This is a genomic window from Paenibacillus sp. J22P169 (assembly GCF_059691995.1).
In genome coordinates this window covers 356,707-382,510 of sequence record NZ_JCAUAO010000002.1, presented here as the reverse complement: position 1 = coordinate 382,510, position 25,804 = coordinate 356,707, and the positions used below count along the sequence as shown (strand labels likewise).

30 protein-coding genes are annotated in these 25,804 nt (G+C 40.9%); 14 read left to right on the top strand and 16 right to left on the bottom strand.

Going from position 1 to position 25,804, the window contains the following annotated elements:
• Positions 1-125 precede the first annotated feature (125 nt).
• From AC58QG_RS16135 to rpoZ, 4 genes are all read left to right on the top strand, one after another.
• Positions 126-1,346, top strand: coding sequence for a glycosyltransferase family 4 protein (locus tag AC58QG_RS16135; RefSeq protein WP_497363137.1), 1,221 nt, complete (start codon positions 126-128; stop codon positions 1,344-1,346).
• Positions 1,347-1,603: 257 nt separating this feature from the next.
• The gene (locus AC58QG_RS16130) at positions 1,604-2,452 is read left to right on the top strand and encodes a glycosyltransferase (RefSeq protein WP_497363136.1); all 849 of its coding nucleotides are present in this window, start codon (positions 1,604-1,606) and stop codon (positions 2,450-2,452) included.
• Positions 2,445-3,524, top strand: a complete 1,080-nt coding sequence (locus AC58QG_RS16125) for a mannose-1-phosphate guanylyltransferase (protein ID WP_497363135.1) — start codon at positions 2,445-2,447, stop codon at positions 3,522-3,524. The genes AC58QG_RS16130 and AC58QG_RS16125 overlap by 8 nt, the downstream gene beginning before the upstream one ends.
• A 268-nt stretch (positions 3,525-3,792) precedes the next feature.
• Complete coding sequence (gene rpoZ, locus AC58QG_RS16120; RefSeq protein WP_497363134.1) at positions 3,793-4,002, top strand: DNA-directed RNA polymerase subunit omega; 210 nt, start codon at positions 3,793-3,795, stop codon at positions 4,000-4,002.
• A 273-nt stretch (positions 4,003-4,275) separates the two neighbouring features.
• On the opposite strand, the gene AC58QG_RS16115 is transcribed toward rpoZ, so the two are convergent.
• Complete coding sequence (locus tag AC58QG_RS16115) at positions 4,276-5,244, bottom strand: helix-turn-helix transcriptional regulator (protein WP_497363133.1); 969 nt, start codon at positions 5,242-5,244, stop codon at positions 4,276-4,278.
• Between the two features lie 146 nt (positions 5,245-5,390).
• Here AC58QG_RS16115 and AC58QG_RS16110 point away from each other — a divergent pair, with 146 nt between their 5' ends.
• Both AC58QG_RS16110 and AC58QG_RS16105 read left to right on the top strand, forming a co-directional pair.
• A complete protein-coding gene (locus AC58QG_RS16110) occupies positions 5,391-5,870 on the top strand; it encodes a hypothetical protein (RefSeq protein WP_497363132.1) in 480 nt (159 codons plus the stop codon).
• 80 nt (positions 5,871-5,950) lie between these two features.
• A complete protein-coding gene (locus AC58QG_RS16105; protein ID WP_497363131.1) occupies positions 5,951-6,427 on the top strand; it encodes a GyrI-like domain-containing protein in 477 nt (158 codons plus the stop codon).
• Between the two features lie 95 nt (positions 6,428-6,522).
• Here the strand turns inward: AC58QG_RS16105 and AC58QG_RS16100 are convergent, their stop codons facing one another.
• From AC58QG_RS16100 to AC58QG_RS16090, 3 genes are all read right to left on the bottom strand, one after another.
• Entirely contained in the window at positions 6,523-7,779 is a 1,257-nt protein-coding gene (locus AC58QG_RS16100; RefSeq protein WP_497363130.1) for an MDR family MFS transporter, read from the bottom strand.
• A gap of 236 nt (positions 7,780-8,015) precedes the next feature.
• Positions 8,016-8,441: a VOC family protein gene (locus AC58QG_RS16095; RefSeq protein ID WP_497363129.1), complete on the bottom strand. Its 426-nt coding sequence runs from the start codon at positions 8,439-8,441 to the stop codon at positions 8,016-8,018.
• A 295-nt stretch (positions 8,442-8,736) separates the two neighbouring features.
• Positions 8,737-9,243 (bottom strand): hypothetical protein, encoded by a 507-nt coding sequence (locus AC58QG_RS16090; RefSeq protein WP_497363128.1) that lies wholly within the window; start codon positions 9,241-9,243, stop codon positions 8,737-8,739.
• A gap of 1,073 nt (positions 9,244-10,316) precedes the next feature.
• Between AC58QG_RS16090 and AC58QG_RS16085 the strand changes: the two genes are divergently transcribed.
• From AC58QG_RS16085 to AC58QG_RS16070, 4 genes are all read left to right on the top strand, one after another.
• A complete protein-coding gene (locus tag AC58QG_RS16085) occupies positions 10,317-11,798 on the top strand; it encodes a spore germination protein (protein ID WP_497363127.1) in 1,482 nt (493 codons plus the stop codon).
• Positions 11,785-12,318, top strand: coding sequence for a Ger(x)C family spore germination protein (locus AC58QG_RS16080; RefSeq protein ID WP_497363126.1), 534 nt, complete (start codon positions 11,785-11,787; stop codon positions 12,316-12,318). The genes AC58QG_RS16085 and AC58QG_RS16080 overlap by 14 nt, the downstream gene beginning before the upstream one ends.
• A gap of 4 nt (positions 12,319-12,322) precedes the next feature.
• Positions 12,323-12,514 (top strand): Ger(x)C family spore germination C-terminal domain-containing protein, encoded by a 192-nt coding sequence (locus tag AC58QG_RS16075; protein WP_497363462.1) that lies wholly within the window; start codon positions 12,323-12,325, stop codon positions 12,512-12,514.
• A 249-nt stretch (positions 12,515-12,763) separates the two neighbouring features.
• Positions 12,764-13,396, top strand: a complete 633-nt coding sequence (locus AC58QG_RS16070; protein ID WP_497363125.1) for a GerAB/ArcD/ProY family transporter — start codon at positions 12,764-12,766, stop codon at positions 13,394-13,396.
• Positions 13,397-13,814: 418 nt separating this feature from the next.
• On the opposite strand, the gene AC58QG_RS16065 is transcribed toward AC58QG_RS16070, so the two are convergent.
• From AC58QG_RS16065 to AC58QG_RS16030, 8 genes are all read right to left on the bottom strand, one after another.
• Positions 13,815-14,384, bottom strand: a complete 570-nt coding sequence (locus AC58QG_RS16065; RefSeq protein WP_497363124.1) for a DUF4367 domain-containing protein — start codon at positions 14,382-14,384, stop codon at positions 13,815-13,817.
• A 975-nt stretch (positions 14,385-15,359) separates the two neighbouring features.
• A complete protein-coding gene (locus AC58QG_RS16060) occupies positions 15,360-15,731 on the bottom strand; it encodes a tyrosine-type recombinase/integrase (protein ID WP_497363461.1) in 372 nt (123 codons plus the stop codon).
• Entirely contained in the window at positions 15,724-16,203 is a 480-nt protein-coding gene (locus AC58QG_RS16055) for a tyrosine-type recombinase/integrase (RefSeq protein WP_497363123.1), read from the bottom strand. The genes AC58QG_RS16060 and AC58QG_RS16055 overlap by 8 nt, the downstream gene beginning before the upstream one ends.
• A 105-nt stretch (positions 16,204-16,308) precedes the next feature.
• Positions 16,309-16,497, bottom strand: coding sequence for a hypothetical protein (locus AC58QG_RS16050; RefSeq protein ID WP_497363122.1), 189 nt, complete (start codon positions 16,495-16,497; stop codon positions 16,309-16,311).
• A gap of 117 nt (positions 16,498-16,614) precedes the next feature.
• Entirely contained in the window at positions 16,615-16,743 is a 129-nt protein-coding gene (locus AC58QG_RS16045; protein WP_497363121.1) for a hypothetical protein, read from the bottom strand.
• Between the two features lies 1 nt (position 16,744).
• Entirely contained in the window at positions 16,745-17,866 is a 1,122-nt protein-coding gene (locus AC58QG_RS16040; RefSeq protein ID WP_497363120.1) for a Ger(x)C family spore germination protein, read from the bottom strand.
• Positions 17,863-19,341 (bottom strand): spore germination protein, encoded by a 1,479-nt coding sequence (locus tag AC58QG_RS16035; RefSeq protein ID WP_497363119.1) that lies wholly within the window; start codon positions 19,339-19,341, stop codon positions 17,863-17,865. The genes AC58QG_RS16040 and AC58QG_RS16035 overlap by 4 nt, the downstream gene beginning before the upstream one ends.
• 20 nt (positions 19,342-19,361) lie before the next feature.
• Positions 19,362-20,444, bottom strand: a complete 1,083-nt coding sequence (locus AC58QG_RS16030) for an endospore germination permease (RefSeq protein WP_497363118.1) — start codon at positions 20,442-20,444, stop codon at positions 19,362-19,364.
• A 533-nt stretch (positions 20,445-20,977) separates the two neighbouring features.
• On the opposite strand from AC58QG_RS16030, the gene AC58QG_RS16025 reads away from it, so the two are divergent.
• Positions 20,978-21,268, top strand: coding sequence for a hypothetical protein (locus AC58QG_RS16025; RefSeq protein WP_497363117.1), 291 nt, complete (start codon positions 20,978-20,980; stop codon positions 21,266-21,268).
• Positions 21,269-21,395: 127 nt separating this feature from the next.
• Here AC58QG_RS16025 and AC58QG_RS16020 read toward each other — a convergent pair whose 3' ends face one another.
• From AC58QG_RS16020 to AC58QG_RS16005, 4 genes are all read right to left on the bottom strand, one after another.
• Entirely contained in the window at positions 21,396-21,911 is a 516-nt protein-coding gene (locus AC58QG_RS16020) for a hypothetical protein (RefSeq protein ID WP_497363116.1), read from the bottom strand.
• Positions 21,912-22,100: 189 nt separating this feature from the next.
• Positions 22,101-22,634, bottom strand: coding sequence for a hypothetical protein (locus AC58QG_RS16015; protein WP_497363115.1), 534 nt, complete (start codon positions 22,632-22,634; stop codon positions 22,101-22,103).
• Between the two features lie 28 nt (positions 22,635-22,662).
• Positions 22,663-23,439, bottom strand: coding sequence for a DUF3888 domain-containing protein (locus tag AC58QG_RS16010; RefSeq protein ID WP_497363114.1), 777 nt, complete (start codon positions 23,437-23,439; stop codon positions 22,663-22,665).
• A gap of 148 nt (positions 23,440-23,587) precedes the next feature.
• A complete protein-coding gene (locus tag AC58QG_RS16005; RefSeq protein WP_497363113.1) occupies positions 23,588-23,917 on the bottom strand; it encodes a hypothetical protein in 330 nt (109 codons plus the stop codon).
• A gap of 346 nt (positions 23,918-24,263) precedes the next feature.
• On the opposite strand from AC58QG_RS16005, the gene AC58QG_RS16000 reads away from it, so the two are divergent.
• Genes AC58QG_RS16000 through AC58QG_RS15990 form a run of 3 tightly spaced genes read left to right on the top strand, consistent with a single transcriptional unit; the run spans position 24,264 to position 25,715 of the window.
• Positions 24,264-24,710 (top strand): hypothetical protein, encoded by a 447-nt coding sequence (locus AC58QG_RS16000; protein ID WP_497363112.1) that lies wholly within the window; start codon positions 24,264-24,266, stop codon positions 24,708-24,710.
• A gap of 1 nt (position 24,711) precedes the next feature.
• Entirely contained in the window at positions 24,712-24,936 is a 225-nt protein-coding gene (locus AC58QG_RS15995) for a helix-turn-helix transcriptional regulator (protein ID WP_028554760.1), read from the top strand.
• 59 nt (positions 24,937-24,995) lie between these two features.
• Positions 24,996-25,715, top strand: coding sequence for a DUF4386 domain-containing protein (locus AC58QG_RS15990; RefSeq protein WP_497363111.1), 720 nt, complete (start codon positions 24,996-24,998; stop codon positions 25,713-25,715).
• The last annotated feature ends 89 nt before the right edge of the window (positions 25,716-25,804 follow it).

The window sequence follows — 25,804 nt, the reverse complement described above, 5'->3', positions numbered from 1 at the left end:
AAACAGGAAATAATTTGGAATTTTCTGAAAATAAAATACCCCTTACCCCAAAAGAATTAAAGACTTATCTTTAGATTCTTTTTTTTGTGTTCCAAAAATCGCGAACCAACCTGGAGGCTCATTATATGAAGTATTCAAGCAGCAATCGGAATATCGTTTTTCTAGGCACTAGCTTGCCGAGAGAATGCGGTATAGCTACATTTACACAAGATTTATTAGATGAACTCAAGCACATAAATGGTTTTAATAAGCCTCGTATCATTGCTATTAATAACAACAAAACTTACGACTATCAAGAGCAAGTGTTGAGGGAAATTGACCAACATAAGCTATCCGATTATATAGAAACGGCCGATTATCTTAACTCGTCAGTCGTTGATCTTCTTGTTATCCAGCATGAATTTGGTATATACGGCGGAGAAAGCGGTGAATACTTGATTCCATTCGTCGAGAGACTGAATATACCGTTTGTCGTCATTTTTCATACCGTGTTAACGAAACCCTCTGCCAAACAGCGTCACATCATGAATCGAGTTGCAGAGCTAAGTGTTAAAGTTGTCACGATGGCGCAATCTACAGTAACGGATTTGATCTCCATTTATGGCGTTGAAGCCACCAAAATCGCATTCATTCACCATGGAGTACCCCATGTCCAAACCGGATCAAGATCAGAGCTTAAAGAGCAATACGGCTTTGCAGATCGGAAAATTTTATCCACCTTTGGCTTTTTAAGCCCTGGTAAAGGGATTGAGTACAGCATAGAAGCCATGCGGGGAGTGGTCAAACAACATCCCGATTCTCTCTATATTGTTTGGGGGAAAACACATCCGGTCGTTAAGCAAGAAACAGGCGAAGTATACAGACAAAAGCTGATGGATCTTGTGGAAGAATATAATTTAACGCGTAACGTTCATTTCGTCGACAAGCTTTTGACGCAGGATGAAGTCATTCATTCGCTAGTCATGTCAGACATTTATATGACTCCTTATTTAGGCAAGGATCAGGCCGTTAGCGGTACCTTAGCATACGGAGTCGGCTATGGCAGGGTTATTGTCTCCACACCCTACCGATATGCCGAAGAAATGCTGGCAGAGGGCAGGGGCTTATTGGCAAACTTCCGCGATTCGGCCTCTTTGGAAGCTTGCATCCTTCAATTATTGAATGACCCTTCTAAAATAGCTGAAATGGAAAATCGTACACTGGAACTCGGAAGAACCATGCTGTGGAACGAAATAGCCAAAACCTATGCCGCCATCTTCCAAGAAAAAATAGTTGATTCAGAATCAACTAAAGTAAATGCTTACGATGCCAGTTTTGCTAAAGTAAAACACTTAGGAGTGATTTAATGCAAGTACAAACGATACTGCAGTTTAAGTCCAATTACCTGCGCAGGATAACGGATGATACAGGTATTTTTCAACATACCAAGTTTGGAGTACCCGACCGTTCGAAAGGTTATACGACGGATGATAACGCACGGGCTTTAATCGCAGCCGTTTTATTGTATAGCAGCCAAAAAGATTCCAGCACATTAGACCTCATTCATACTTACGTTTCCTTCATTCACCACGCTCAGAATACAGATGGAAATTTTAGAAACTTCATGAATTATAACCGCTCATTTACGGAGGCTAGCGGCTCCGAGGATTGTCAAGGACGCACACTATGGGCACTAGGATTCGCACTCACCTATTCCTCCTTGCTGCCCGATAATGTACTTAATACTTGTCGTTATTTAATCAATCAGGCATTACCACATATCGAAAATCTAGGATCTCCTCGTGCGGGAGCCTATGCAATCATCGGTCTAAGTTATTTAATAGAAACCCCTAATGCTTTAACTTACTCCTTCCCCTATCTCCACACGCCAAATACCGCAGAAGAAAAGGCTTTTCTACCAAGAGCATTCATCATCAATTTGATCGAAAAAATAGCGGTCCAACTTCACAATCAATATGTACGTAATAAGGGAAACGGTTGGAATTGGTTTGAAGACAGCCTTACCTACGGAAACTCCATGCTCCCATGGGCACTTTTAAAAGCATCACATATCTCAAATAACATTAGTTTCAAGGAAACCGCTAAAGAAAGTCTGGATTTTCTAGTATCCAAAACCTTTGCTAAAGAAGGATATTATAAACCGATTGGCAGCCATGGCTGGCAGTTGCGTGATGAAAAAGCGGCCCTCTACGATGAACAGCCGATTGAAGCCTGTGAAATGCTTCTTGCGTGTAAGGAAGCCGCGATCGTGCTCCAAGACCCAGCTTATCTGAAGATAGCATCCTTATGCTATGAGTGGTATTTAGGCAATAATTCATTAAAAACCTCTCTCATTGATCCTCAAACAGGAGCTTGTTATGATGGCATCCATGCCACTGGACTGAACCTTAATCAAGGCTCTGAGAGCATCATTTCCTTCTCCGTTGCCCATTTGGTGATGCATCATGAATAAATTTGCTACTATCCTTGCAGGCGGGGGCGGAACCCGCTTCTGGCCGCTGTCTAGACAAGAGATCCCAAAGCAGCTTCTAAATATTAGCGGGAATGATATCATGCTAAACGATACGATCGAACGATTCAAAGGCATTATTCCTCAAGAAAATACCGTTATTGTTACGAATCGTTCTCAAGCGGTACTGATGGAGAGCATCATGCATAGCAGTGTTTCGAAAAGCAACATTTTGATCGAGCCCGTTGCCAGAAACACGGCTGCAAGCATACTTTTCGCGGCGTTATCTATAGAAAAATCACACGGAGATTCCTTAATGGTCGTATTGCCTTCCGATCATTATATAACCGATGAAGAACAATTTCGGCTTACGTTAGACGAAGCCTGTACGGTCGCAATGAAGACGGACAAAATCGTTACCATCGGAATTAAGCCTACATTTCCATCGACCGGATACGGTTATATCGCCTTTGATAAAGAACCTATCACTTCAAATCCTGTTGCTGTATACGAAGTATCTGAATTTGTAGAAAAACCGAACTTCCAGAAAGCACAGGGCTATCTGTCATCCGGTAATTATTTATGGAATAGTGGTATTTTCATTTGGAAAACTTCCGTCATTATAGATAATTTCAAGCGTTACCTGCCTCGGCTTTATAAGACAATGCTTCCAATCAGCGACTATCTGGGCACGGATCAGGCAGATGAAATCATTAATAACATCTATCCGACACTTCAAAACATTTCAATTGATTACGGGATCCTTGAGCGCTCCGATGAAGTCGTTGTCCTGTCTGGACAATTTGGCTGGAATGATATCGGCAGTTGGGATGCGCTCGGCACGATCTTCCCTCCAGACCCATCGGGAAACATTATTAAAGCAAACCATATAGGTATAGATACACGAAATTCGATCATATACGGAAATGGAAGACTAATCACGACAATTGGCGTAGACGGCTTCATCATTGCGGATACTGGGGATGCACTTTTAATATGTCCCAAAGACAAAGCGCAATCTGTTAAAGATATCGTTGACCTGCTGAAGGAAAAAGGAATGACGCAGTATATTTAGTTCTGTGTGCCAATATAGGAATACATGAAATGACCGATCCTTACACCAAATTACTTACCGGAAGATAATTAGCTGTTAAAGAGGACATAATGAATAAAGAACCGAGAAACTCATCCAAGGAAATTTGCTGATTTAACTTTGCTACTTGTATTTTCATGATGCTCTCTTGCATATGCTGGAGGTAGAACAATGAACTCAGTCATATGAAGGAACACAGAACATTGCATAAAATGTATCAAAAAAACGTATAATGGATGAGGTAAATTGAATGTTATATCCTTCGATTGATAAACTACTTGAAATTGGTAGCAAGTATTCGCTAGTTGTTGCTTCGTCCATGAGAGCAAGATCTTTACGTGACGGTGCAAAATCAGATTTGAAAGGCCAAAAGTCTCACAAACATGTGGGTGTTGCGTTAGAAGAACTTTACGGCAACTTTATCGGTTTTGAGAAAACTGAGCCGGAGATAAAGAAGTAAACTGCTATACCTAACAACTGACGTCATCGGAGAAATTCGGTGGCGTTTTTGTTTGTATACCGTAACCGGCTCTGTATAGAAATTATTGTCTTGAACATACGACAAGAACTTCTATACAATCAATAAAAAAAGCCGCGTATTATGCGACTTTCGTTGTACAGATATTCTTGTCACCCGACAGCATCTTACTTCCAATCGTGGTAAATATCTCTTTTTTGCTAATTCGTTAATCATCTACTGGTTTATCACAAATAGAAAAATCTCAGATAAGACTCAAGAGAATCTTAAAGTGGATAAACGCTCTTGTAAAATCACACGCAGTTCATCAGGAATCCGCTCAAACTCGACCCCTTTCCCCAAAAACAAAAGCCAATCCGCATAATACGCCAGCGCCTCAACATCGGTCACATCCAACTGAACATTGAATATCCCACTCGACTGAAACATCCCAGTTAAGGACAAAATTATTCCAGGCGGGTGCATACGCTTAAAGCGCTGAATCCCAATCGTATCAAGTTTCACAACAAGATTGGATTCACGTGCACGAAGCAGTTTCTTGTTTAAAATCTCTTTTTCAGACCACTTCATCTCCTGCTCAGAAATTGCCGAATCCCGCAGCATCTCAACAGGCAAATAACGAAACTCATCCGTATCAAAATCATAAACCTCGACCAGCCACTGAGCGTTCGAGTTAAATATATGCAGCAAAAAAACGTCCAGCAACTGCGGCCAGCCAAGACTCAGCTCATAAGTCACGCGTAAATGTTTATCCCGCACAGCAAGCGAAATCAGCTGGTTTAGCTCCGCAGGCGCCGCATCATCGAGCTCCAAAAGATTCGGATTGGCGGGATTTGTATTTTCGAAAAGCAAAATATTATTCAGCTCGATCAGCTCGTCTTGCTGGGTTTGCGACGCGATGCCGATAAGTTTTTCAGTGATTGAGCGGCGATTTTGCAGATAAGGCAGCTGCGAATTTTTCGAGGCGATAAAGCTGATAAAAATCGCCTTCAGCTCTTCTGGCGTGAAGCGGGCGGCGGGTAGATATTGATTTTGCAGGACATAGTATCCGCCACCGCGCCCAAGCTCGGACGTCAGCGGAAAACCCATCGCCTGAATTTCGTTTATGTCGCGGATCGCCGTCGCGCGGGAAATCTTGAACTCTCGCTGAATCTCGGCAATCGTAAAATGCGCGCGGTTATTGATGTAACGCATGATCAGGTTCACTCGTTCTGTTTTCTTCATGATTTTATTATAACAAAAATGTAGCATATAATGTCAGCACTGACGGATTTACATTTTCAATTTTCAATAAAGAGTATCAATTTTTGATACATTTGGCTAATAGAATCAGTCTTGTAAAGAATAAATCCCACAAAGGAGAGAACAAAATGTCTAACTACTCCATCAAAACAATCTCAGAAGACTACAAAATGACTGCTTTCGGTGTTTCATTTGATGACTACAACGACTGGGCAGGTAATGCAGCAAAAACTGCAGCGAAGAAAGCTGAAATCACTGAAAACGGCAAGCTTGCTGAACTTCTCGCACTCGCTGACGGGCAAGAATATCAAATCAACTACAACCTCGACCGCAAGCCTTGGCGCGGCTTCGGCGTAATGGGTGAGTTCAACGTGGAAGGTGCAGTCGTCCTCGATTTCCTCGCTGGCGATTACCTCGTCGTGCCTGGGACAGGCGATGACAAAGACCGCCTTGTTGACGAAATCACAGGCAAAGTTTTCGGCGGCCTGATCCAAGAAATCACAGAGTACAAATATGTTGGTCCTGGTAACTCAACGTTCGTTAAAGCAAATGAAACAGGTGAATTCTACGGCGAAATGTGGCTTCGGGCAAATAAAGTCGAAAACTAATCCTTGTCAAATTTGACGAAATCAAAAAACAAGTTGAGCCTGACCACCCAGAAGTTATTCCGGATAAAAGGAGCACTCATATGGCAGATTACACACTTGAACACAAAAAATCATTTACATTGACCGCTTATGGTTTTTCAATTCGGTCGAATTTTCAAGACATGCCAGCTTTGCAAAAAGAAAAAAACGAGTTTTGGGACAGACTCAAGGCTGACGGGCGTTTTAATAAGCTCAAAGACGCCGCAAAAGATGATCGCGAATGGTCAGTCAATGAAGTTTATCAAGGAAAACCGTGGAATTATTTCGCGGTAGAAGCTGGCAAATCAGTAGCTGACGCAACGCGCATCATCGAGTTTCCAGAGAGCGAGTATATCGTGGTCGCAGGAAATGGCGACAAGGAAACTTTGTTTGATCAGCTGACTTACTCTGCTTTTGGCGAAGTCTTGGCCCAAATCACTGATTATGCTTACATCGGTGGTCCAAATGCAACTTATCGCAAAGATAACGGCGATGGCACTTTCTACGGCGAATTTTGGGTGCCTGTGGTTAAAAAATAAGGGTATTCGGATGACAAATAGCCCGGTGATCGAAATCAACAGCTGCCTCTCGCTCATCATAGAAGCCTGCCATCGAGGCAGGCTTTTGTGCGCTATTAGCGCTTGAAGAGCTTGAACATGAGCCAATAGAGAACGGCTGAAACGGCAGCCAATGCCGCCAAGAAGCCGAACGTCCAAGTGAAGCCGATCCATGCGCTTAGCGGAATCGCCAATGGAGCGATCGTGCGTCCGAGCGTAAAACGTATGCTGGACGCCGCGTAGTATTGTGCGCGCATATCTTCTGGCGCTATTCGGGAAACAAACGCTTGCTGGGGACCCGTCGAAGCAATCTCGGCAATGGTGAACATGGCGACTGCGAGTGAAAGCCCCCAGAACGTGGACATATGGCTGAACAGGACCATCCCGATCGCATACAACAAGGCTCCGCTTATAAAGACGTAGCGATCCTTGTAAGCCGTCATCCATTTGGTCACGATTACGGTGAAAAGCGCAACGAGCAAGCCGAACTCCGACACGATGAGGCCAAACAGCTGCTGCCCCGATACGACCCAGTGCCATCCGCCAAAACCGAGGATATCGGTGGAAGGAATTGATTCTTTGAAGAAAACGGGAAACAGGATGTCGAGTTGCATGAACGTGAGTGCCAGTAGGACGCCTGCGATGATGAATAGCAAAAACACCTGGTCCGAAGCGATAATACGATAACCTCGTAGCTGCTCGGCTAGGAACTTATACCACGGCGCTTCGTCTTTTTTGCGAGGGTTGACGGGAGTATACTGCGGAAGTGTTTCGCGCAAACCACGGTTCAGCACCGCGGATATGAGCAGGCAAAATACGGATGCGACCGCCAGCAAGATATAGGGATTGTCTTTGAACAGCACGGCGCCGAGCGCGGGGCCGAACACAACCGCCAAGTTCGTGGAAGTCCAAAATACTGCAAAAATGCTGGAGCGGTGTTTCTCCTCCGCAACGTCGGCGACCATCGCTTCGCTGGCCGGCGAGTACAACGAACCGGCAAAGCTGGCCAGGGTGAAGCCGAGATAGCTGATGAAAGGCCAGGAAACCCACGGCGAAGCGGAGATTGCGAATATGCCATAGCCGATGCCTTGCGTACAAGCTGCCAGTACCATCATTCGTTTGCGGCCCCACCGATCGGCTGCGTATCCGCCTAGCAAATTGCCTGCGACGGATAGCGCTTGGGACAGGACGAGCAGCACGCCTGCCCAGCCTTTCCCAAATGAGTTAGCAAAAAAGATGGCCAAAAAAGGCAAAAACGTCCAAAAGACGACGTTAAAAGCAAACTCCACGCCTAAGCGAAATTTTAAGTTGCGGTCCCAATCCCGAATTCTCATAGCAGTGTCTGACCTCCGGTGGTGCCACTATGCCACTGTATAGAGTGTCCCGTAAAAGTATTCGTATGTCTATCCCGACGATGATATTACTTCAAATTAGTTTTATTCTGATATTGGGTGAAAATCATTAGCGATAACTGCCCGTTAGTTGAGAAAAGGCAACCGATCCAATAGGGTCGGCTGCCTTCTCTTGTTGTTATTGAACTCTCGTTCTACATTAGTTAAGCGTTGGCTTACTATTGAGCTGACTGTGTTGAAACCTGCCATGTAACACCAAATTTATCTATTACTTGTCCGTATAAAGGACTCCAAAATGTTTCGTGTAATGATATGATCACTTTACCACCATCTTGTAATTTGCCGAATACTTCTTTCGTTGTTTCAACGTCATCAATTAAAATAGCTAAGGTCGTTTGATCACCAATTTGATAAGGTAGACCTGTAAATGTGTCAGATATCATTAAATCTGTTGAACCAACTTTGAGATGTGCATGTAAGATACGATTTTTTTCTTCATCAGATAGATTTGTATCTTCTTCCCCAGGCATGTCGCCAAATCTTTGAAGAATAAGGGTCTTTGTATTGAATGCATGTTCATAAAATGAAACAGCTTCCTGTCCATTTCCATTCAATATTAAATAAGGGTTGATACCTAAAATCATAAGTAACACCTCTTTTTAAAATTTTGATCTAATCTCAAATTATTATAACAAATTAATACAAATAAAAACGATTTCTTATTAAACCAATCTGCCCGTTACTTTAACGGACAACGGCAGCCGATCGTATACCGGCTGCCGTTGTTGTGCTTGAACTATAGTTATCCGTTAGCTTAAACATCTGCTGCTGCGGTGACTGACAGTCAGCTGATCTATGCCAGCTGCCACGTTAATTTGGATATTTAGCTTTCGTTTCAGTAGAGGTTGTTTGATTTCCAGAAGGGCACTACTACTTATCTCATAGCTCTGGAGGAGTTGGTACCTCCGTGATTGCGCATGTAAGGCTTCTGACTGTTCCAACAATTGAAGATCTAACGTAAATCTCAATTAACGACAGCTCTGTTATCTCGAAAAAAGACGACCATATTGTATTAGCACTAGGACCAATAAAATCATCTATTTGAGTCAAGAGTGGTGTATTATTAATACGAATTTGTAAACTCAAAGTGTAGGTTTTATCGGCTTGAGAAGGAACAAAAGAACTACTTGCAGACATGAAGCCTATTCCACTATGTGTTGCAATAATTGTTGATGACTCAAAAAGGGGCGGATCTAAGCTGAAATTTATTGATCCAAAGCTTCTGACAAATTGATCCGAATATATAATTTTAACCCATTCATCTGCCTCTACAGATTGTGATAAATGACGACCGGATGATAAACCCACTCCAAGAACATCTGGAGGCGGAAAAGTTTTACGATGCGGATCTCTTCCGCGATTTCCTCGCGAACCATGATGTGGCATAAAACACCTCCATTAAACTATTATTATATTCTATTCGCTTGTACATAAGCTGTATCAGCAGTTGCAGGCATATATTAGTGGATTTTAATACATTCCATCTAGAGGACGTATTCTTCAAGTAATCTGACCGTTACTTCAATAAAAAAGGCAGCTGAATGCTTAGCAGCTCGTTACTTGAATGAACTAAAAAGAAGCTGCCTCGATTTGAATAAATGGATAATGTAATCCAAAACAAGTCCTACAATAAGGAAAGAACAGAAATGGATTAAATATGCTGCGAAACGAAAGGTAACTAAAATACTGCTACCCCGAAATATACTTTTATCTATCATCCAGTCTCTGTATGGCTCAGCTCTTATTAACCAAGTAATTGGAGGAAATTGACTAAGAATAATATTGGCTAATCCACTCCCAAAATAGTCAATTAGACAAATTATTATGCTCATTGCTGAGAACCAAAAAGTGAATTTTTTCAGAAGAAACATAATGCCTCCCCCCTCCAACACATTCAGATAGTTTTAATTATTTGATTCTTTTTGTTATCCTTTCACTCTTTATGTTAGACGCTAATTTTTGGGATTAGTTTCCATGAAGACCCATGTAGTTGTTACTTTAATATCAAAAAATGAGCTGCCACGAAGCAAGCTTCTTTCTTATTTTCACGATAAAACAAACTAATTTTTCCACTTCAAAAGTTTGCCCTTCCCCAACATCTTCGTTAACTAATTGTCTTTCATTTTCTCGATAATTACGTCGTCTAATCCTAGCAATTGTTATATGCGGACGATACAAGTCAAGTTCAAAGCATTTTCGTATTTGCTCTTCATCAGGTCTCCGATAATGCACAAGATGCTTTTACTGTAATGTGAGGAAATGAGGAATGATAGTTATATTTTTTCTTACATCCAATATTTTGTAACATATATGTTCAGGTGGAACAATCCCTAAAAAGTATTCCATTTAAGCATCTCCTTTAAGTCTCTGACAAGCGGTCAGAACCTTACTTTGAATAACTTAAGTTCAACTAGTAAATGTACCCATTAAGAATATTGAACCACTCTGGAGGAACTGTAATGGAAATGCAAACGGATACAATCGATCCTTCAGTTGCACGGAATGTGACCAATCTTCGGCAAATATTTTCAAATAACGAACTAATTAGCTTCCATCATTTCGATAACGTCGAGGGCCCACGATTCGGATCAGTTGCCTATTTAAGCGTTCTAGTCGATGAACAAAGATTAAACCAATATATAATCCCGAAAATTCACGAGGATCTTCACCTACATACTAAACGTGCGGACGAAACAATTTTTGGGTCAATAAGCTCGTTGGGATTGGTGTGCACTTTGCCGAGTATGAGTTCAGCGGCGGATTTTATTGCCGGTGCTGGCATCGTTTTTTTTATTGAGGGGCGATCCGAAGCATACGGGATATCTTTACCTGGCTATGTAAAGCGTGCAATTGAAGAGCCTATACTGGAGCCGAACGTGCGTGGGCCTCGTGAAGGGTTCATCGAAGACCTTCAGGTTAACTTGGGATTGATTTATCGCCGGTTGAAGACCGCGAAGCTAAAATCGAAATCTTATATCATCGGACGACAAAGTCAGACCAAAGTCATGATTTTATATCTCGAGGATCAAGTGGACACAACCGTATTGAGTGAAGTTCAGCGAAGAATAGAATCCATCCGTCTTAATGTAGTTGTGGATAACGCTCAAATCGAAGAGTGGATTCAGGATAGCCCTTATTCCCCATTTTCTCAAATACAGAATACGGAGCGACCTGACCGAGTCGTTACCGCTATGAATCAGGGAAAAGTTGCGATCTTGACAGATGGGAGCCCCAATGCGCTTCTGGCGCCTGCAGTATTTACCGACTTTCTACATCCAAGCGAGGATCTCTATGAAAAGTTTTATTTTGCTAATTTCCTGCGCATATTAAGGTTGTTTACATTATTTGTTTCCTTATTTGGTCCCTCTTTATATATCGCTCTTACAACATTTCATTTAGAAATGATTCCGACGCCGTTGATGCAAGCTTTCCTCTCAACCAAAGCTGGTATACCGTTACCGACTTTTCTGGAAGCATTCATTATGGAGGTCGCCTTTGAAGTGCTACGTGAAGCCAGCGTGCGGCTCCCTCGTTCCGTTGGGCAATCCGTAAGCATCGTAGGGGCACTCATTATAGGAGAAGCTGCAGTTCAATCTGGAATTGTGTCCAGACCGATGGTTATTGTGGTCGCCATGACGGGAATCGCATCATTTACAATACCCTCGTTTAATACCGCAATTTCGTTGCGAATGCTTCGGTTCCCGCTCATTTTTTTCGCTGCTTGGACTGGCGTTTTAGGACTTGCCCTAGGTATGTTTATCATAATCCTTCATTTATGCTCTTTGAGATCATTCGGCAAGCTTTACTTACCTACGTTTGATACCAAACACTGGAAAGATATAGTCGAACATTATGTTCTCTTCCCGATTAAACACAGAAGAGTCTCCAAGAATGATACGTTGATTACATGGATGGAAGGGCAGGAACATGAAGAACATTAAAATGCATTTAGTGTTGAGCGTGCTATTGTGTCTTCTTACTGGCTGCTCGCCGGATGTTCGTGAAATTAGCGATATAGCGCTCGTAATGATAACGGGTATTGACTACGATGAGCAGAAAAATAAATATATTATCACCGTGTATTGCATCCAATCAACGACGAAAAACACGGATAAAAAGGATAGTACGGAATGGATTGCAAGCGCATCGGGGGATTCCATTATGGATGCTGCTCGGAATTTGGGAGGACGTTCCGGAAAAATCTTGATTGGGGAGCATGATAAATTTTTCGTAATTGGGGAGAGTGCTGCCCGTCATTCTTTTTATGAAATCGTGGATTATTTAACCCGCTCGCGTGAAGTTCGAATGTCCAGCTACGTGATTGTCAGCGAGGGAATGGCGGCGGACAAAATGATGTTAAAATCCGAAACAGGCGATCTGGTTTCGAACGAATTTCTCGGGAAAATCCTGAATGAAAATGTATGGGGCAAAAGTGTATCGTTAAAGCTTAAAGACATATGAAAGTCTGGCTTATTTCCAGCGCGAGTTAAAGGTTGATGTTGTCGGCTTTTCCGATTACTTTAGCCAGTATGACCCTCAAGAGTGGAAATCAATAAAAAACGATTGGAGCAACATATATCCCTCGGTTCCAATTAAAGTCAATGTTGTTGTAAATATCTTTACACTTGGAATGAGTGAAACTTTAGGAGGGAAGTGAAATGCTTATCCCTATAATTTGTGCTTTTTATATTTGTTACGAAATAAGGATAACGATACAACTTTGGAAACAACGAAAGCGACGCGATGCCGTTGTTCTTTCGTTCCTTTCTGCTTGTATCATCTGTTGGTTAATTCCAGTCAGCGGCGATATAATGCCAACGATGGAATCCATTAATACATTTGTTTTCAAATCATTTTCTGAATATGTACAAGAAGTTATGAATGTAAAGTCGGAGGTTCATTCATCGTGAATCAAGAAAAAATATCACATTTTCAGCTAGGATGCCTCTGTTTTACGTTTATGTCAGGATTTTCGACTTTATATTTATTGGAAGCGAAATTGATCTTACAGGATGTCTGGATCGCTAACCTTTCTGCCATGATCGCCGCAATCTTCGTATTGTGGATGACAACCTATGTACAAAAAAACTTTAAGAATTTAAACATGGCTGATATTATCGAAATCTTGCTTGGGAAGTGGCTGGGAAAACTCGTGCTTTCCGCCATCTTACTGAACATTGTTGGTTTGGGGGTAGTATCCCTCAGATCTCTGTCGTTTTTTTATACAACTGCTATTCTCCCAAAAACGTCCCCCTCCTTGATCATACTTATGATAATATTCACAACCACTTATGCGGTTTGGCTCGGCCTCGGATCGATCGTTCGGTCCGTCCTCGTGTTTCTCCCGTTTTTTGTAGGTTCAATCTTGGTGATCTGCGTATTAATCATCCAGGACGTGGACATCAATCCGTTACTTCCGCAATTTCAAAGCCGCTTTTCAGAAATTTTTTACGGATCTATGATATCCTTTGGATTTCCTTTCGGAAAAACGGCTGTATTGATTTTTCTCTACCGGTCATTTTCGTTAACCTGTTATTAGTGATGCTAACCTGGGTGAGGAAGCGCAAGTCGAGACCGACCTTACATACTACAAGCGAGTAAGGTTGTGCAATTCGATAAACAGAACATTCTGCAACTTACGGTAGTGGCTGAATGTTAGAAGATCTCGTGGAATGCCCATGATGATTACCGCGAAGCCATGAAAAATTGATGTCTGACTCTAGGTACGAAGATATTTAAATTCATGCTGTTTCAAGTTTAGCCATCTTCCCCATTATAAGAACATACATTCTTATAATGGTAACATATAAATCCATGTATGCAAGCGACTTAATAGGAATTCTGCCCATTATTTTTCTCCAACTATTTCCATTCTCCTGCCCGTTACATTAATAAACAAAAGAGGGGCTGCCGCGTGGCAAGCCCCTTAACTATCGTTACTTCGTTAGTTTAATCACCTACCTAATCAACTTCATGGATTTTGCCAGTTCTACCATCATCTCCTTAGACAAATCGCCACTGTCGATTTCTATAAAAGTATCATCTTGTATCCAGCGTAGATATCCTCCAGGTATGTGATTAACCCATGGTACGAATCGCCCTTCGATTCCGTTTATGTTAACCCTCTCTCCGTTTACATCAAATTTAAAATCCTCAACTATTGTTCTGGTGGTACTAGTGTGGTTACGTACATCGAAAGTAGTTTCAACTCGATTGAATTTGTAACCAACCGCCTTATGTTCTTCTATTCCAAACAAGTACGTTTGCCTTGATTTATCGAAATAATGAAGTCTAACTTTTGAAATTGATCGATCAAGATCAAAAGGGTAAGGTTCTTTAATTTCTAACTTATAACTCTTAAACCAGTCACGGGGGGTAAGTAATTTGAAATCCGTAGCATTGTTCAGCTTGTCCAATCTAACATTTGATGGAGCCGCTAAAGGATTCGCTGATGCAGCGATTAAATCATAATTAAATCCAATTGATAGTGTAAAGATAAACAGAAATAAAATAGTCGGTTTAAACAAGGATAATACCTCCAATCTTTGGTAATATTATGCCCGTTATTGATTCAACTATCCTGCCCTTTAGTTTAACGCCTCGGCAGCCATCACGATTAAATTCCAAACTATGCAACTTTTATTGGGGGAGTGGCCTATGTCCTTATGCGTTCCACCTTTTATCGACCATGAATTACAAAATAAGCAAGTAATAAAATTAATAAACAAATTGAAAAGTACTTTATCATTCGAATCTTTGTGTTAATCCCATCAAAATTGGAATCTCCAAATATAAAGAAACTCCCTGTGCCAACCAATATAGTCAATACTAATTGTATTATTGTTAGAAAGAATATATCTCTTTCACTCGAAGACAAATAAGCATACGCGGTTATCGCTGCACTTATAAGAAAAGCAATTACATAATATTTTAACCTTTCTAAAAATACAAACCGATTTCTGTTTCTTATAGCCTCATTAAAACTAACATAAGAACCAATAATAATGAGCAGACATACAACACTTATAATTAAATAAAAAATACAACATACCACCTTACAGCAAGTTTAATCATCTCACATAACCCATTATTCCCATACCTGCTTTTAAATAGTTTTGCTTAATGAAGCTACACATAGATGAAATCTTTCCGTTAACACAAAAGGCTGCACTCGGCAGCCTTTTTACGCTTATTCAATCGAGCCCTTTAGTATAATAAAGACAAGGGTCAGTTCAGTTATTGCGATTTATATCCAATCTTTGTTTTCTCAACAATCAATTACATTTTCCTTCCCAGTGTTTGGATAGGTACGTACTATCTCCACAATCACTTTCAAGCACTCGCTACTGGATAGATCAGCATCATATACATACCCTTCTATGTATTTGCGTAACTTTTTTATGAGAAACTCATCCGTCTCCTCGTATTTCATATGCCAACTCCAAATAAAACACTATTGTATGTCTTGCTTAGTCTCCCCAAAAAGTAATGGCAGTGAATGCCTAAAAGAATCGACGATAAAGTTCTCTTCTGCGCTCGCCGCGGAGCTGTGCATATATTTGAGTGGTCGATGCCTTCTCATGTCCCAACATGCCTTGAATGAAATCCAAAGGTGCTCCGTTGTCCAACAACTGGCATGCATAAGTATGGCGAAAACGATGTGGGTACACGTTGGTTTCAACCTCCCCCCTATCTGCAAGCCGTTTTAGTGACCATCTAATCGTGGGAATGGCCATTCTGCGTATTGGACACGTTCCGGTTACAAATAAGGCTTTACAAGAGTCCTGGCGACTTGCCAGATACTTTTTCAACCAAACCTTGCACTCGGTAGTGAAATAAACTTCTCGTTGCTTCGCTCCCTTTCCATTAACGATTGCAAGAGCAATTCTCCCAGTTCAAATCTTCAATGTTTATCTTTTGCACTTCTCCAACTCGGCAACCGGTAGTGTACAGGAACTCTAGAAGAGCTCGTTCCCGCATGGATAGACAAGAGATCTTCAAATGGATCACATCTTCCTCAATTAAAAACTTCGGGATTCGTTTTTCCATCTTAGGTTCTCTTAATTTTAGAGATGGGTTTGATGTTAGGTAGGTTTCTTCATAAGCAAAGCGAAACAAAGATCTAACAAAGCGGATACGATGCCCTAAACTACTTGGCTTCAATCGATCTGATTGTTTCGCTAAATATTCCTTTAACAACTGTAGGGTAACATCTGAAATGTGGATATCGCCAAGTTCATTCACTAGCATTTTTAGCTGCAAGGCGTATGCTTTTAGAGTGTTTATACTAAATCCCTGGATGCGTTTATCGTCCTCATACACTTTCCACAATTGACTTATATTCATAATAAAACCTCCCATTAGTCCTATTAAGTCTAGGTTTTCTTCTAATGAGAGGTTTTAATCTGTTTGTATTGAACTAGCGTGCCCCGTTAACGTAATCGAGCGTTTTCACTTGTTTTTGTTATTTCTAAAAATACCGACTGCTAATCCGACTACAATTCCAAATGAAGTTCCAAATACAAGTCCATCACCTACATTACCGAATACTGCTCCAAATGCGACACCAAAAGCGGAACCAAAAGCGGCACCTAAAGCAATTCCAACGCCTATGAAAGAACCATTTCCGTCATCTTTCATTTTCAAATAATCACTCCGCTTCTTAATTTCATTCCAAAGCTTTACTGCTGTGGCAGTTTCGCCTCATACAACGACTTTCCAAAAGATGTAGGTATAACTCAATACGTTGCCAACTACTTAAAGTTTCGCTACATTATTCTGCCCGTTAGCTGAGAAAACAAAAACGGCTGCCGAAGCAACCGCTATTTCACTAATGTTATCCGTTAGTTTAATGACAAAAGTATTGACTTCTCTACGATTTACCATATTATCCCGCCTTATAAGTTCCCGAATGCTCTAGGAACAAATGGAGATTCACCTTCAAGGCAGGTTTGACATTAGGTGAATGGTAAATTTCTCGCCATTGGCGAAGATCATATTTAAACATTTCTTTACCCAAATTCAGCAAGTCGGTGTTGGATTTTTTACCCAGTTGAAAGGTTTCCATGATTTCATTGCGTATCGTTTTGTCCACAGCCGCCCTCAGCTCTTCTTTGGAGAACTGACCATTCGCCATTTCCATACTGGCTTTTATTTTTAAGTCCAGAATATATTGAAGCTGTCCTTTCGCATAAGTCCACTTTACGCTCCGATGACTACTTCTCACCATACACGTCACTTGAAATTGCTCTCCATTTACCTGCAGCAGGACCTCATCTGAAGGTTTGTTCATCCAACGAATTCCTTCGACATCGGAAAGCAGAAATTTCTTTTTATACTCTTTTTGATAAAAAGCATAGAGTCCATCGATATAGGCTACGGGCATCGGTTTTTCTTTTGTCTCCCAATTGTTATGTAACGATAGAGAGGGAATAAACGCCGTTTCCCCGGGCTCTCTATAGGCCTTAAGGAATTGTCTCACAGAAACTGGCCGAGTTCGTGCTACTTTGGCGGCAGCGGGTCTAGGATTGTGGATGACGGTCAGCTCAGGCGAGAGCCCAAGTAGAGCATCTGAACCAAACAATGGCGTGATGGGCTCTTCGGTCCCAAATAACCAGACAGTATAACGAAGCTCCCGATAACGGTATAACGCTTCTAGGATGTCCTCTACATCTTGCTCAAGCGCGCGGCTGGTTAAGACAAGAGCTGTCACCTGTCCTAAATATAACTGCTGCTGGGATGTCATTTGATTTAAATTTTGAAAAGCGACAAACGGGTTACTACCGGATGATGTACCTATCCATGTGCTCTCTCCAGCATTTTTTCCCGAACCACGCTTGGCAACGTTACCGAAATTAATAAGTTGGGAAGATACGAGATATTGTCCGTCTTTATAATCAACGCCAATTGCGGCTACGAAGACGGTATCTTGAAGCTCTCTTCGATCCCAACAACCGGTGAGGAACAGGCTGCAGCTTAGAATCAATACAACGATACGTCCGAAGTTCAAGAAGCGTCATCTCCTTGACGGGTGGCATCTTTTGGTTGCAGAGAACCTGGTCTCTTCTTCATTTGAGAAAGAGGTTTTCTCACTAAAGCAGGTATCAATTCCTTCCAAAGCGGTGGAGATATTGGAGTCAAGTAAGGGATGCCGAAGGATTCCAAGCCGGACATATAAAAGACAATGCAGATAACGGAAAGGATAAACCCAAATATGCCAAAAAAGCAGGACATGAGAAGAACATAAAATCTAAAAATGGTCGCAGTCCCATTTAAATTTTGGTTGATCAGCATAAACGAAGCAACGGTAGATATCGATACGACCACGATCATGATTGGCGAGGTAAGACCGGCTTTTACAGACATGTCACCAATAATCAGCCCGCCGACAACGGCAACCGTCTGACCGACCGATTTGGGCAAACGAATGCCTGCTTCCCGGAACACTTCAAAAAGACTAACCACTAGAAACGCTTCGAGTGTGGACGGCATAGGAAGACCAGCCCTGTTTATTTTTGCTGAAGCCACCAGAGAGAAAGGGAGCTGGTCGATATTGAAGGCGGATAATGCGACCCAGAAGCCCGGCAATAGTGTACCAATAATAAATCCAAGTATTCTAAGGAGTCTTTCAAGGGTAACAAATTGAAAAGGTAAATAGAGATCCTCCGGTGTTTTGAGAATCTCGGTAAACGTGACTGGAGCAATAATGGCGTTAGGGGAACCATCAGCTAAAAAAACAAACCGACCGACCATTAAGCTTTCAGTCACATAATCCGGTCGCCCGATATAATCGATTAACGGAAATAAAGAAATCGAACTATCAGCAAGCATGACCTCCAATTGGCTGCTGTTATGCAGCACATCCACATCAATTTTACAAAGACGTTCTTTGGCTTCTTGGATCAAATCGGAATTTGCAATATCATTTACATACAATAATGCCACCTTGGTTTGACTTCTTCTGCCGACAGTGAAATATTCAACACACAATGTGGCTGATTTAATTCTGCGTCGAACCAAGGCGACGTTGGTTGTCAAGTCTTCGGTAAAACCGTCACGCGGCCCTTTTACTGAGACCTCTGATGCGGATTCCTCAGGATTGCGTTTCGGAGCATCGGCGATTTCCAGAGAATAAAAGGTTTGCGATTTTTCTAAATATATAATTAAGGTTCCAGTAAAAACATCAGCTGTCAGCGTATCAACGTTGTCATTCCCATTCAGCTTTTTCAATCGTAAAGGACCGAAGCACTCGAGAGATTGTTCGTCCGGATGAAGCTCTATCATGCTCTCCAAATGAAGCAGGACATAATTATTGATTTGCTTGGAATCGGCTATGCCGATGCAGTAGATTAAAATCACGCTATGCGTTGAATGACGAAAATTCATTAATACGTTATCGATTTGAACATCTTGGCTGTTTTTGAACAGCCGCCTGATGGAGTTCTCCTCTAAAGAACCGATGGTGATCTTGTCTGACTGCAGCATAGTTGTACCACCTTTTTAAACTACTTTGTTACATTCTTTTGCCCCCATAGAGCGATAAGAACGAGCAGGATCACGACGATCAGCAAATGGAATAGTAAAACCGCAGGAAAATACCAATGCCGTAAGAAGAACAAAAAATCATAATCGCTGATATGTAGTAGGTTAGCCAATATGAATCCTGCACCAATCAATGAAGCAGCTATTGCTCGAGTACGCCGCTTAGTCAAATTCGCAAGATCGAGGATTAGACAGATGCCAAGTGAAATTCGAACGGTTGCGCCTGTGATCCACTGATAAATGGATAAATAATCCATATGCTCGATAAAATGTCCAATACGTAGAAGCCGCCATTCTTCAAAAGAAGGATAACGTTGTTTGGCAGCCTCCGCAGGACCAAACTCACTAATCGAGCCTAAAGTCGGACCCAAAGCCAGGCAGACTAACATCAGAGCAAGTAAAAAATAAAAAAATAATGATTTTTTAGAAGCTTGCTGATTTAGAAATATGATGATGACCAACTCCGACAATCCACCGCCTATATAAATCAGCCCTTTCAGAATAGGACTCCAACCGTTTTCAAGGACGGGAAAGATACTGGAGTAATCCTTATTCGGAATGTTCGCAAAGGAAATGTAGAAACCGAGCAATGATACGGTCGGCAAAAAAATGCCACATGCAATCATAATCATGCGTACACCAAAAACGCTGACAATCGCGGATAAACCACATAAGAATAGGGCGATAACAAGCACGGGGGTATGTGGTAAATAGGAAACATGCGTCCACATAACTGTATCTTTGGCCGCGACAAAGACGAAAAAAATAAAATATACGATCCATGAACTCCGAAAAAGAAAGGACGGTATGAAGCCATAGTTGAACTTGATCCAGTCTTGAATGTTACGGCCGCTCGTTTTTTTACAGATATAGTAAACCGGAATCATGAATAAGCAGATGGGTACAATCAATATTACGATGCTGATCCAAGCGTCCCTTTGTACCGTTTCCAATAATAAAGGGACCATTTGCACGTGATTCATTAGACCGACAGACATCATTAAAGTCATCATGACGAGCGCAAAGGGCAAATTCTTTTGAATCATGCATGAATCCCCCTCTGAGATAAAATGAGCTTGATTTTTATATACTTACCCATTTTCGGGAAAATATCCCACACATTTTGTTCGCTGCGAATTTCAGGTGACTTAACTAACAAGCCCTAGTCTTCGGATAATTGCGAACATGGTTCTTAAAGTCAGCGACAGGGCTACTAACAACTTTACTTTATGCAATCAATCCGCAGAAAGCTCTTTTAATACCCGGTATAGTGTAACAACCTTCGTCACGCCGGTAGCTTCGGTTATTTAAGCCCCAGAATGTGTCTTATAATCGTGAACTTCAGCTCCCGTTCCAGTTGCCCCAGAACCGTCTTTGCTCAACTATCCTGCCCGATAGCTTAATGAGGCTGCCTCTCGTTTTCGCGGCGGCAGCCTCATTTTGTAGTTTATTGAAGTAACGTATCCCGTTAGCGTAATGAATCATGTTTAACAATCAGATATGTATATCATTGGATATGTGGAGAGATTATACACTTAACTAGAGATTATACACTTAACTACTAATTAGGAGTCATGATATGAAGGAAATGTTTTTTGCGTGGATCTTTGGTCTGGTTATGATGGTTGGCTGCGGCTTCTTTGTTTACAGGCCATTAAAGGACGCATTGAAACATGCGAAAAATTATAGAACCGAAAAAGAAGAGCGCAGGTTGCTCTGGTGGTATTTGGAATGGCCTATTGTGATACTGGATGTGCTTGGTAAGCCTGGACGACCTAATATGATATTTTTCTTAATTGGAACACTTATATTTGTAGTATTTACAATCAAAATTGTTGGACGATTATTAGGTTATCATTTGCTTGAATAATAGCAATACATCGCCTTTCAGAAGTAGGTTCACTTCATATCTTCTACAAACAGATTACGCTATCCTGCCCATTAGTTGAACAGGCTACCGAATTTATCGGTAGCCTGTTGGCTTTGAGCTATAGCATTTAGTAAGTCAAAACAGTCTTGTCGTAAAAGGTTTGGTAAGTGTTCTTATAATCTGTAATTTTCCAATTACCCACAAATTCAGTGCCTATATACAACGAAACTATATTGTTATTGATTAAACAAATACTGTTTGCATACGTAAGTGCTATTCCGTTTCTTCCTTGTTTTAACAAAAGCATAACCTTCGTACCTTTTTTAGGAAAATCAAAATCTACACCATCAGTACGCATTCTATCTGTTCGAGAATCGTGCTGTAATACAATTTCCTTTTGTGAAATATGGCCTTTCAGAACAGATTCAAGTGAAACAGTTACTTCGGTGTGAATCGCTGTATATTCAGTGTTTTGTTTTTTAGAAATAAGTTCTTTTTCAATCTTACCCACCACAACGTAATCTGACATATCAATCATTTGCTGTGGCGAGAAAATGGACATTTTCGCCCTTAACTGTGGCAGAAATGGATTTAAAAAGGCTAGACAAAACATTACCAAAAGACACAATCCAATCTTTCTCATAATTTTCTCCTGTAAAATATGGAATACTTTATAATAATTTCCTCGATTAAGCAACTTTTAATCATATTCAACATATCTGCCCGTTAGCCATACATGCAGCGCGAAACCAATTAAAGAAAAAAGAGCTGTATACAAGCAGCTCCATCGAAATCGTTATGCAACAACACAAACTTAATGATATTGGTTTTATTATTTGAAGCTTGAAGCAATCTGAACCAAACTCTGTTCATTGCTAAAAGAACTACGCTCATTTGTATAAATTCGACAAACAATGTTTCCATTCTGCCATAGTAAAGTCGGCTCAAATTGCAGTTCATTATTGTAATACTGTCCAAGCTTAGTATTTGTAACTTGCTTCTCGGTTGCATTTTGTAATTGCTCCATCTTTCCTTGTTGTTCGACTACTATGAAACCGGTGTTTCCATTTGTAAAACGTAAAATTACTGCACCACTTGTCGGTTCAGAAACGTAAGCTGTGCCATAACCAACATATGCATGGTCAAACACCAATTTTTCTGGTAAGTACGTGGGTACCAAAAGTTTAAATTGAACCTTCTTTTGCGCCTCTTCTAAAGTTAGATTTTCAGTCTCATGACCATGACTGATAGGGGTAATTTTCTTCTCCAAACTAACCGAGTCTTGAGTAGCATCCTTATTACTAAAACAAGCGGTTAAAAAAAGAAGCATGGTAAATAAAACAATAGAAGTTATTTTCAATCTCATTTACATTACCTCGTTGCCTGATTTATTTTTACATGTACCATAGAAGTTCTGACTTCATAGGCTTACCTTGCTTACTGACTTGGTTGATAAATGTCCAAGTTCCATTTACTTTCTTTAGAGTCAGTACAACGTTTGTTCCGTCTTTCTTTTTGTACACGATATATCCAAAATCATCTTTGATAAATGTAAAGGGGTTCACCACATTTTTATAACCCTTTGTTATTGTTCCTGATTGTTGGAGAACCTGCTCAACAATTTTGGTATTGATATCTACTAGTGGTTGGAGTTCTTTTTGTGTCTCCGAAGCGAAGAGCAACTGTCCGTACTCGTATTTCTTGTACGGAGCGAAATCAATACCGAATGTGTTTTGAACGTCTTGAATCACTGAATTTTTAAATGTACTGATTTTAGTTTCCCACTCGTCTCCCTTGTGGTTGTAATCTGTAACGGTTACCTTCCCGAGTGCAACCCTGAAGGTAATTAGGTCTTGACCAAAAGGGGGAGCATGTGAATGCTCAAATGTTTCCAACTGTACCTTAAACAAGAAGTGATACCTTCCTTGTTCCTTAATATCTATAATTTTTTCTTTCCAAAATTGGTTTCGTTCTCCATAGTAGCTTTCAACTGCTTCAGTCACATAAGGATATAACATTGCAAATAGCGAATCCTTAAGAACCTCTTCGCTAGGAGCCTGTTGTATCATTATGTTTGTCGATGTTGTTGCATTTGCGATGTTACCTTGTATTGGGGAAACAAGAAGCACAAAAGCTAATAGAAATAGTATTCGCATAACCTTACCGCCCATGTTTTCCCAATATTATTCCTTCAGAAACACTACATTATTCAACATTACTGCCCGTTACTTAAACGTACAACGGCAGCCGATCGAATACCGGCTGCCGTCGTATTGTACTTTAACTATCGTTCTCCGTTAGTTTAAACTGTTGTTCGTTCTACAACCCTATTTTGAGATTTTGAATAACTGTAATTATAAATAGGCATGTTGTTATAACCCAAGCAAATAAACAACTAAATAGTAATTTCAGAAAAGTTAAATTGAACTTCTTTCTTATAAATTTACTAACCAACGCTAATAAAAACTGAGCAAGAATGATTATGCCCAAGCATATTAATCCCCAAAAATATATAGTTTTCTCTATCTCGTCTAGTTCAACAAGTTGTTGGTCGGCAACACTGCGTAATCCAATCCATAAAAATCCAAAGATTAAAGCAACCAAAATAAACAAAGGTATTTTGGTTTGTAAAGAGTTTAAATATTTCATCGGAATACCACCTTCGTTCAACTCCTCTTAACAATTGGTATTCGTTGAATGGTTCCACAATCCTGCCCGTTACTTCAATGGAAAAGGCAGCCGACCGTATACCAGCTGCCGTCATGTCATGATTAAACTATCGTTCACCGTTAGTTTAATGACTTAATTATACAGCGCGATAAAGTCTATTACTCTTCCCCCCGTCGCAATCGGGTTGTCCTCTTATGAAATCCAATCGCTTCAGTCAGCCATCAAACATGTAAATTACACTTGACATTATGGTTAATTCTGGTAACATTATGTATACAATACTTTACTTTATGTAAAAAATACATTACAAGAGGAGTGTGCCACCGTGACCTATCAAGAAAAGAAGAGCATCGTATCTTTCATCAGCACCGTACTCATTTTCGGATCTTATTGCTTGTACATGTATCCGCAGTTCCCCGAAGGGGGACTGGAGTCGACGGAAACCTTTCGCTTTTGGGGTTCCTTCGTCCTGGTGCTGATGTTGGTTTCAATAGTCGCTCATATCATTATCAGCATTATTTTTAACATTGTCTTTCGAATAACGACCAGAGAAAAGGAACCGAAGTTTGCGGATGAACTGGATAAACTCATTGAATTGAAAGCGAACCGAATTTCTTTTTTCGTGTTTATCATCGGCTTTCTTCTTGCCATGGTATCACTGGTCATCGATCAGCCGTCGCAAACGATGTTCATGATCCTGATCGCCTCCGGATTTCTCTCCGATTTGACCGGCTCCATTACGAAACTTTATCACTATCGGAAAGGAGTCTAATATGGGCAAGAATCTTGTCAGCAATCACATCCGAAAATTACGATTCAACTATGATGAAATGACCCAGCAGCAGTTGGCTGACAAGGTGGGCGTAACCAGACAAACGATTGTGGCCCTGGAAAAGGGTAACTACTCCCCGTCTCTTGAACTGGCTTTTCGCATTGCTCACGCCTTCAACTTACCTTTGGAAGAGGTATTCTTTTACGGGGATAACACACAGGAGTAAGAACTAGGAATATCATTACTTTTACTGACGATGAATTATTAAAAAAGGAGATAAAAAAAATGAGTTCATACAAAAAAACTGCAAAAATTGTGGGAGTACTGTTTATACTTGCAGCGGTTACGTCGATGATAGCTGCTTTTATTTTATACAAACCTATCCTAAATGATCCCGATTACCTGATTCAAGGTTCTAAACATGCCAACCAGGTCATACTGGGAGCGCTTATGGAGTTAATACTTGTTGTTTCAGCGGTTGGTACTGCAACTACAATGTTTCCGCTTTTAAGAAAGTATAATGAAACGATAGCTCTTTGGCATCTTTGCTTCAGGTTTCTTGAAGCGGTTATCATTACTGTTGGTGTAATCAGCGTACTGTCCCTGGTGACGTTAAGCCGGGAATTTGTAGTAACAGGAGCCCCGGATACTGCCTCTTTTCAAGTTTCAGGCACTTTATTAAAAGCAATACATGACTGGACATTTATGCTTGGCCCCCTTTTCATGCTGGGCATCAACACGATGATGTACAGTTATATATTTTATAAATCCAGACTCGTACCCAGGTTTATATCCATCTTAGGTATTACAGGGGCAACTCTTGTTTTTATTTATGCCTTGTTAGTAATGTTCGGTGTAATTCAACAAGTTTCTGTTTGGGGTGCTATTTTGGCGCTACCAGTAGCAGCCAATGAAATGATTCTCGCGGTTTGGCTCATCATTAAAGGATTCAATGAGTCTGCACTTGCTTCCATGTCTGCAAATAAGAAAGCGGCAAGATATTAGCACGCACCTAAATAAGGCGGATTCTTAAATGAATACCACGCTAAACTGCCCGTTAGTTGACAAAAGGCAACCGATCACTAGGTCGGCTG

Coding starts and splice junctions, on each gene's coding strand:
- AC58QG_RS15995 (WP_028554760.1), top strand. CDS start 24,712: ATGGGCAAGAATCTTGTCAGCAATCACATCCGAAAATTACGATTCAAC.
- AC58QG_RS16085 (WP_497363127.1), top strand. CDS start 10,317: ATGGAAATGCAAACGGATACAATCGATCCTTCAGTTGCACGGAATGTG.
- AC58QG_RS16115 (WP_497363133.1), bottom strand. CDS start 5,244: ATGAAGAAAACAGAACGAGTGAACCTGATCATGCGTTACATCAATAAC.
- AC58QG_RS16080 (WP_497363126.1), top strand. CDS start 11,785: ATGAAGAACATTAAAATGCATTTAGTGTTGAGCGTGCTATTGTGTCTT.
- AC58QG_RS16005 (WP_497363113.1), bottom strand. CDS start 23,917: ATGAAATATTTAAACTCTTTACAAACCAAAATACCTTTGTTTATTTTG.
- AC58QG_RS16035 (WP_497363119.1), bottom strand. CDS start 19,341: ATGCTGCAGTCAGACAAGATCACCATCGGTTCTTTAGAGGAGAACTCC.
- AC58QG_RS16125 (WP_497363135.1), top strand. CDS start 2,445: ATGAATAAATTTGCTACTATCCTTGCAGGCGGGGGCGGAACCCGCTTC.
- AC58QG_RS15990 (WP_497363111.1), top strand. CDS start 24,996: ATGAGTTCATACAAAAAAACTGCAAAAATTGTGGGAGTACTGTTTATA.
- AC58QG_RS16110 (WP_497363132.1), top strand. CDS start 5,391: ATGTCTAACTACTCCATCAAAACAATCTCAGAAGACTACAAAATGACT.
- AC58QG_RS16130 (WP_497363136.1), top strand. CDS start 1,604: ATGAATTATAACCGCTCATTTACGGAGGCTAGCGGCTCCGAGGATTGT.
- AC58QG_RS16090 (WP_497363128.1), bottom strand. CDS start 9,243: ATGCCACATCATGGTTCGCGAGGAAATCGCGGAAGAGATCCGCATCGT.
- rpoZ (WP_497363134.1), top strand. CDS start 3,793: ATGTTATATCCTTCGATTGATAAACTACTTGAAATTGGTAGCAAGTAT.
- AC58QG_RS16020 (WP_497363116.1), bottom strand. CDS start 21,911: ATGAGAAAGATTGGATTGTGTCTTTTGGTAATGTTTTGTCTAGCCTTT.
- AC58QG_RS16100 (WP_497363130.1), bottom strand. CDS start 7,779: ATGAGAATTCGGGATTGGGACCGCAACTTAAAATTTCGCTTAGGCGTG.
- AC58QG_RS16135 (WP_497363137.1), top strand. CDS start 126: ATGAAGTATTCAAGCAGCAATCGGAATATCGTTTTTCTAGGCACTAGC.
- AC58QG_RS16105 (WP_497363131.1), top strand. CDS start 5,951: ATGGCAGATTACACACTTGAACACAAAAAATCATTTACATTGACCGCT.
- AC58QG_RS16030 (WP_497363118.1), bottom strand. CDS start 20,444: ATGATTCAAAAGAATTTGCCCTTTGCGCTCGTCATGATGACTTTAATG.
- AC58QG_RS16015 (WP_497363115.1), bottom strand. CDS start 22,634: ATGAGATTGAAAATAACTTCTATTGTTTTATTTACCATGCTTCTTTTT.
- AC58QG_RS16045 (WP_497363121.1), bottom strand. CDS start 16,743: ATGGTAAATCGTAGAGAAGTCAATACTTTTGTCATTAAACTAACGGAT.
- AC58QG_RS16055 (WP_497363123.1), bottom strand. CDS start 16,203: ATGAATATAAGTCAATTGTGGAAAGTGTATGAGGACGATAAACGCATC.
- AC58QG_RS16025 (WP_497363117.1), top strand. CDS start 20,978: ATGAAGGAAATGTTTTTTGCGTGGATCTTTGGTCTGGTTATGATGGTT.
- AC58QG_RS16050 (WP_497363122.1), bottom strand. CDS start 16,497: ATGAAAGATGACGGAAATGGTTCTTTCATAGGCGTTGGAATTGCTTTA.
- AC58QG_RS16010 (WP_497363114.1), bottom strand. CDS start 23,439: ATGGGCGGTAAGGTTATGCGAATACTATTTCTATTAGCTTTTGTGCTT.
- AC58QG_RS16095 (WP_497363129.1), bottom strand. CDS start 8,441: ATGATTTTAGGTATCAACCCTTATTTAATATTGAATGGAAATGGACAG.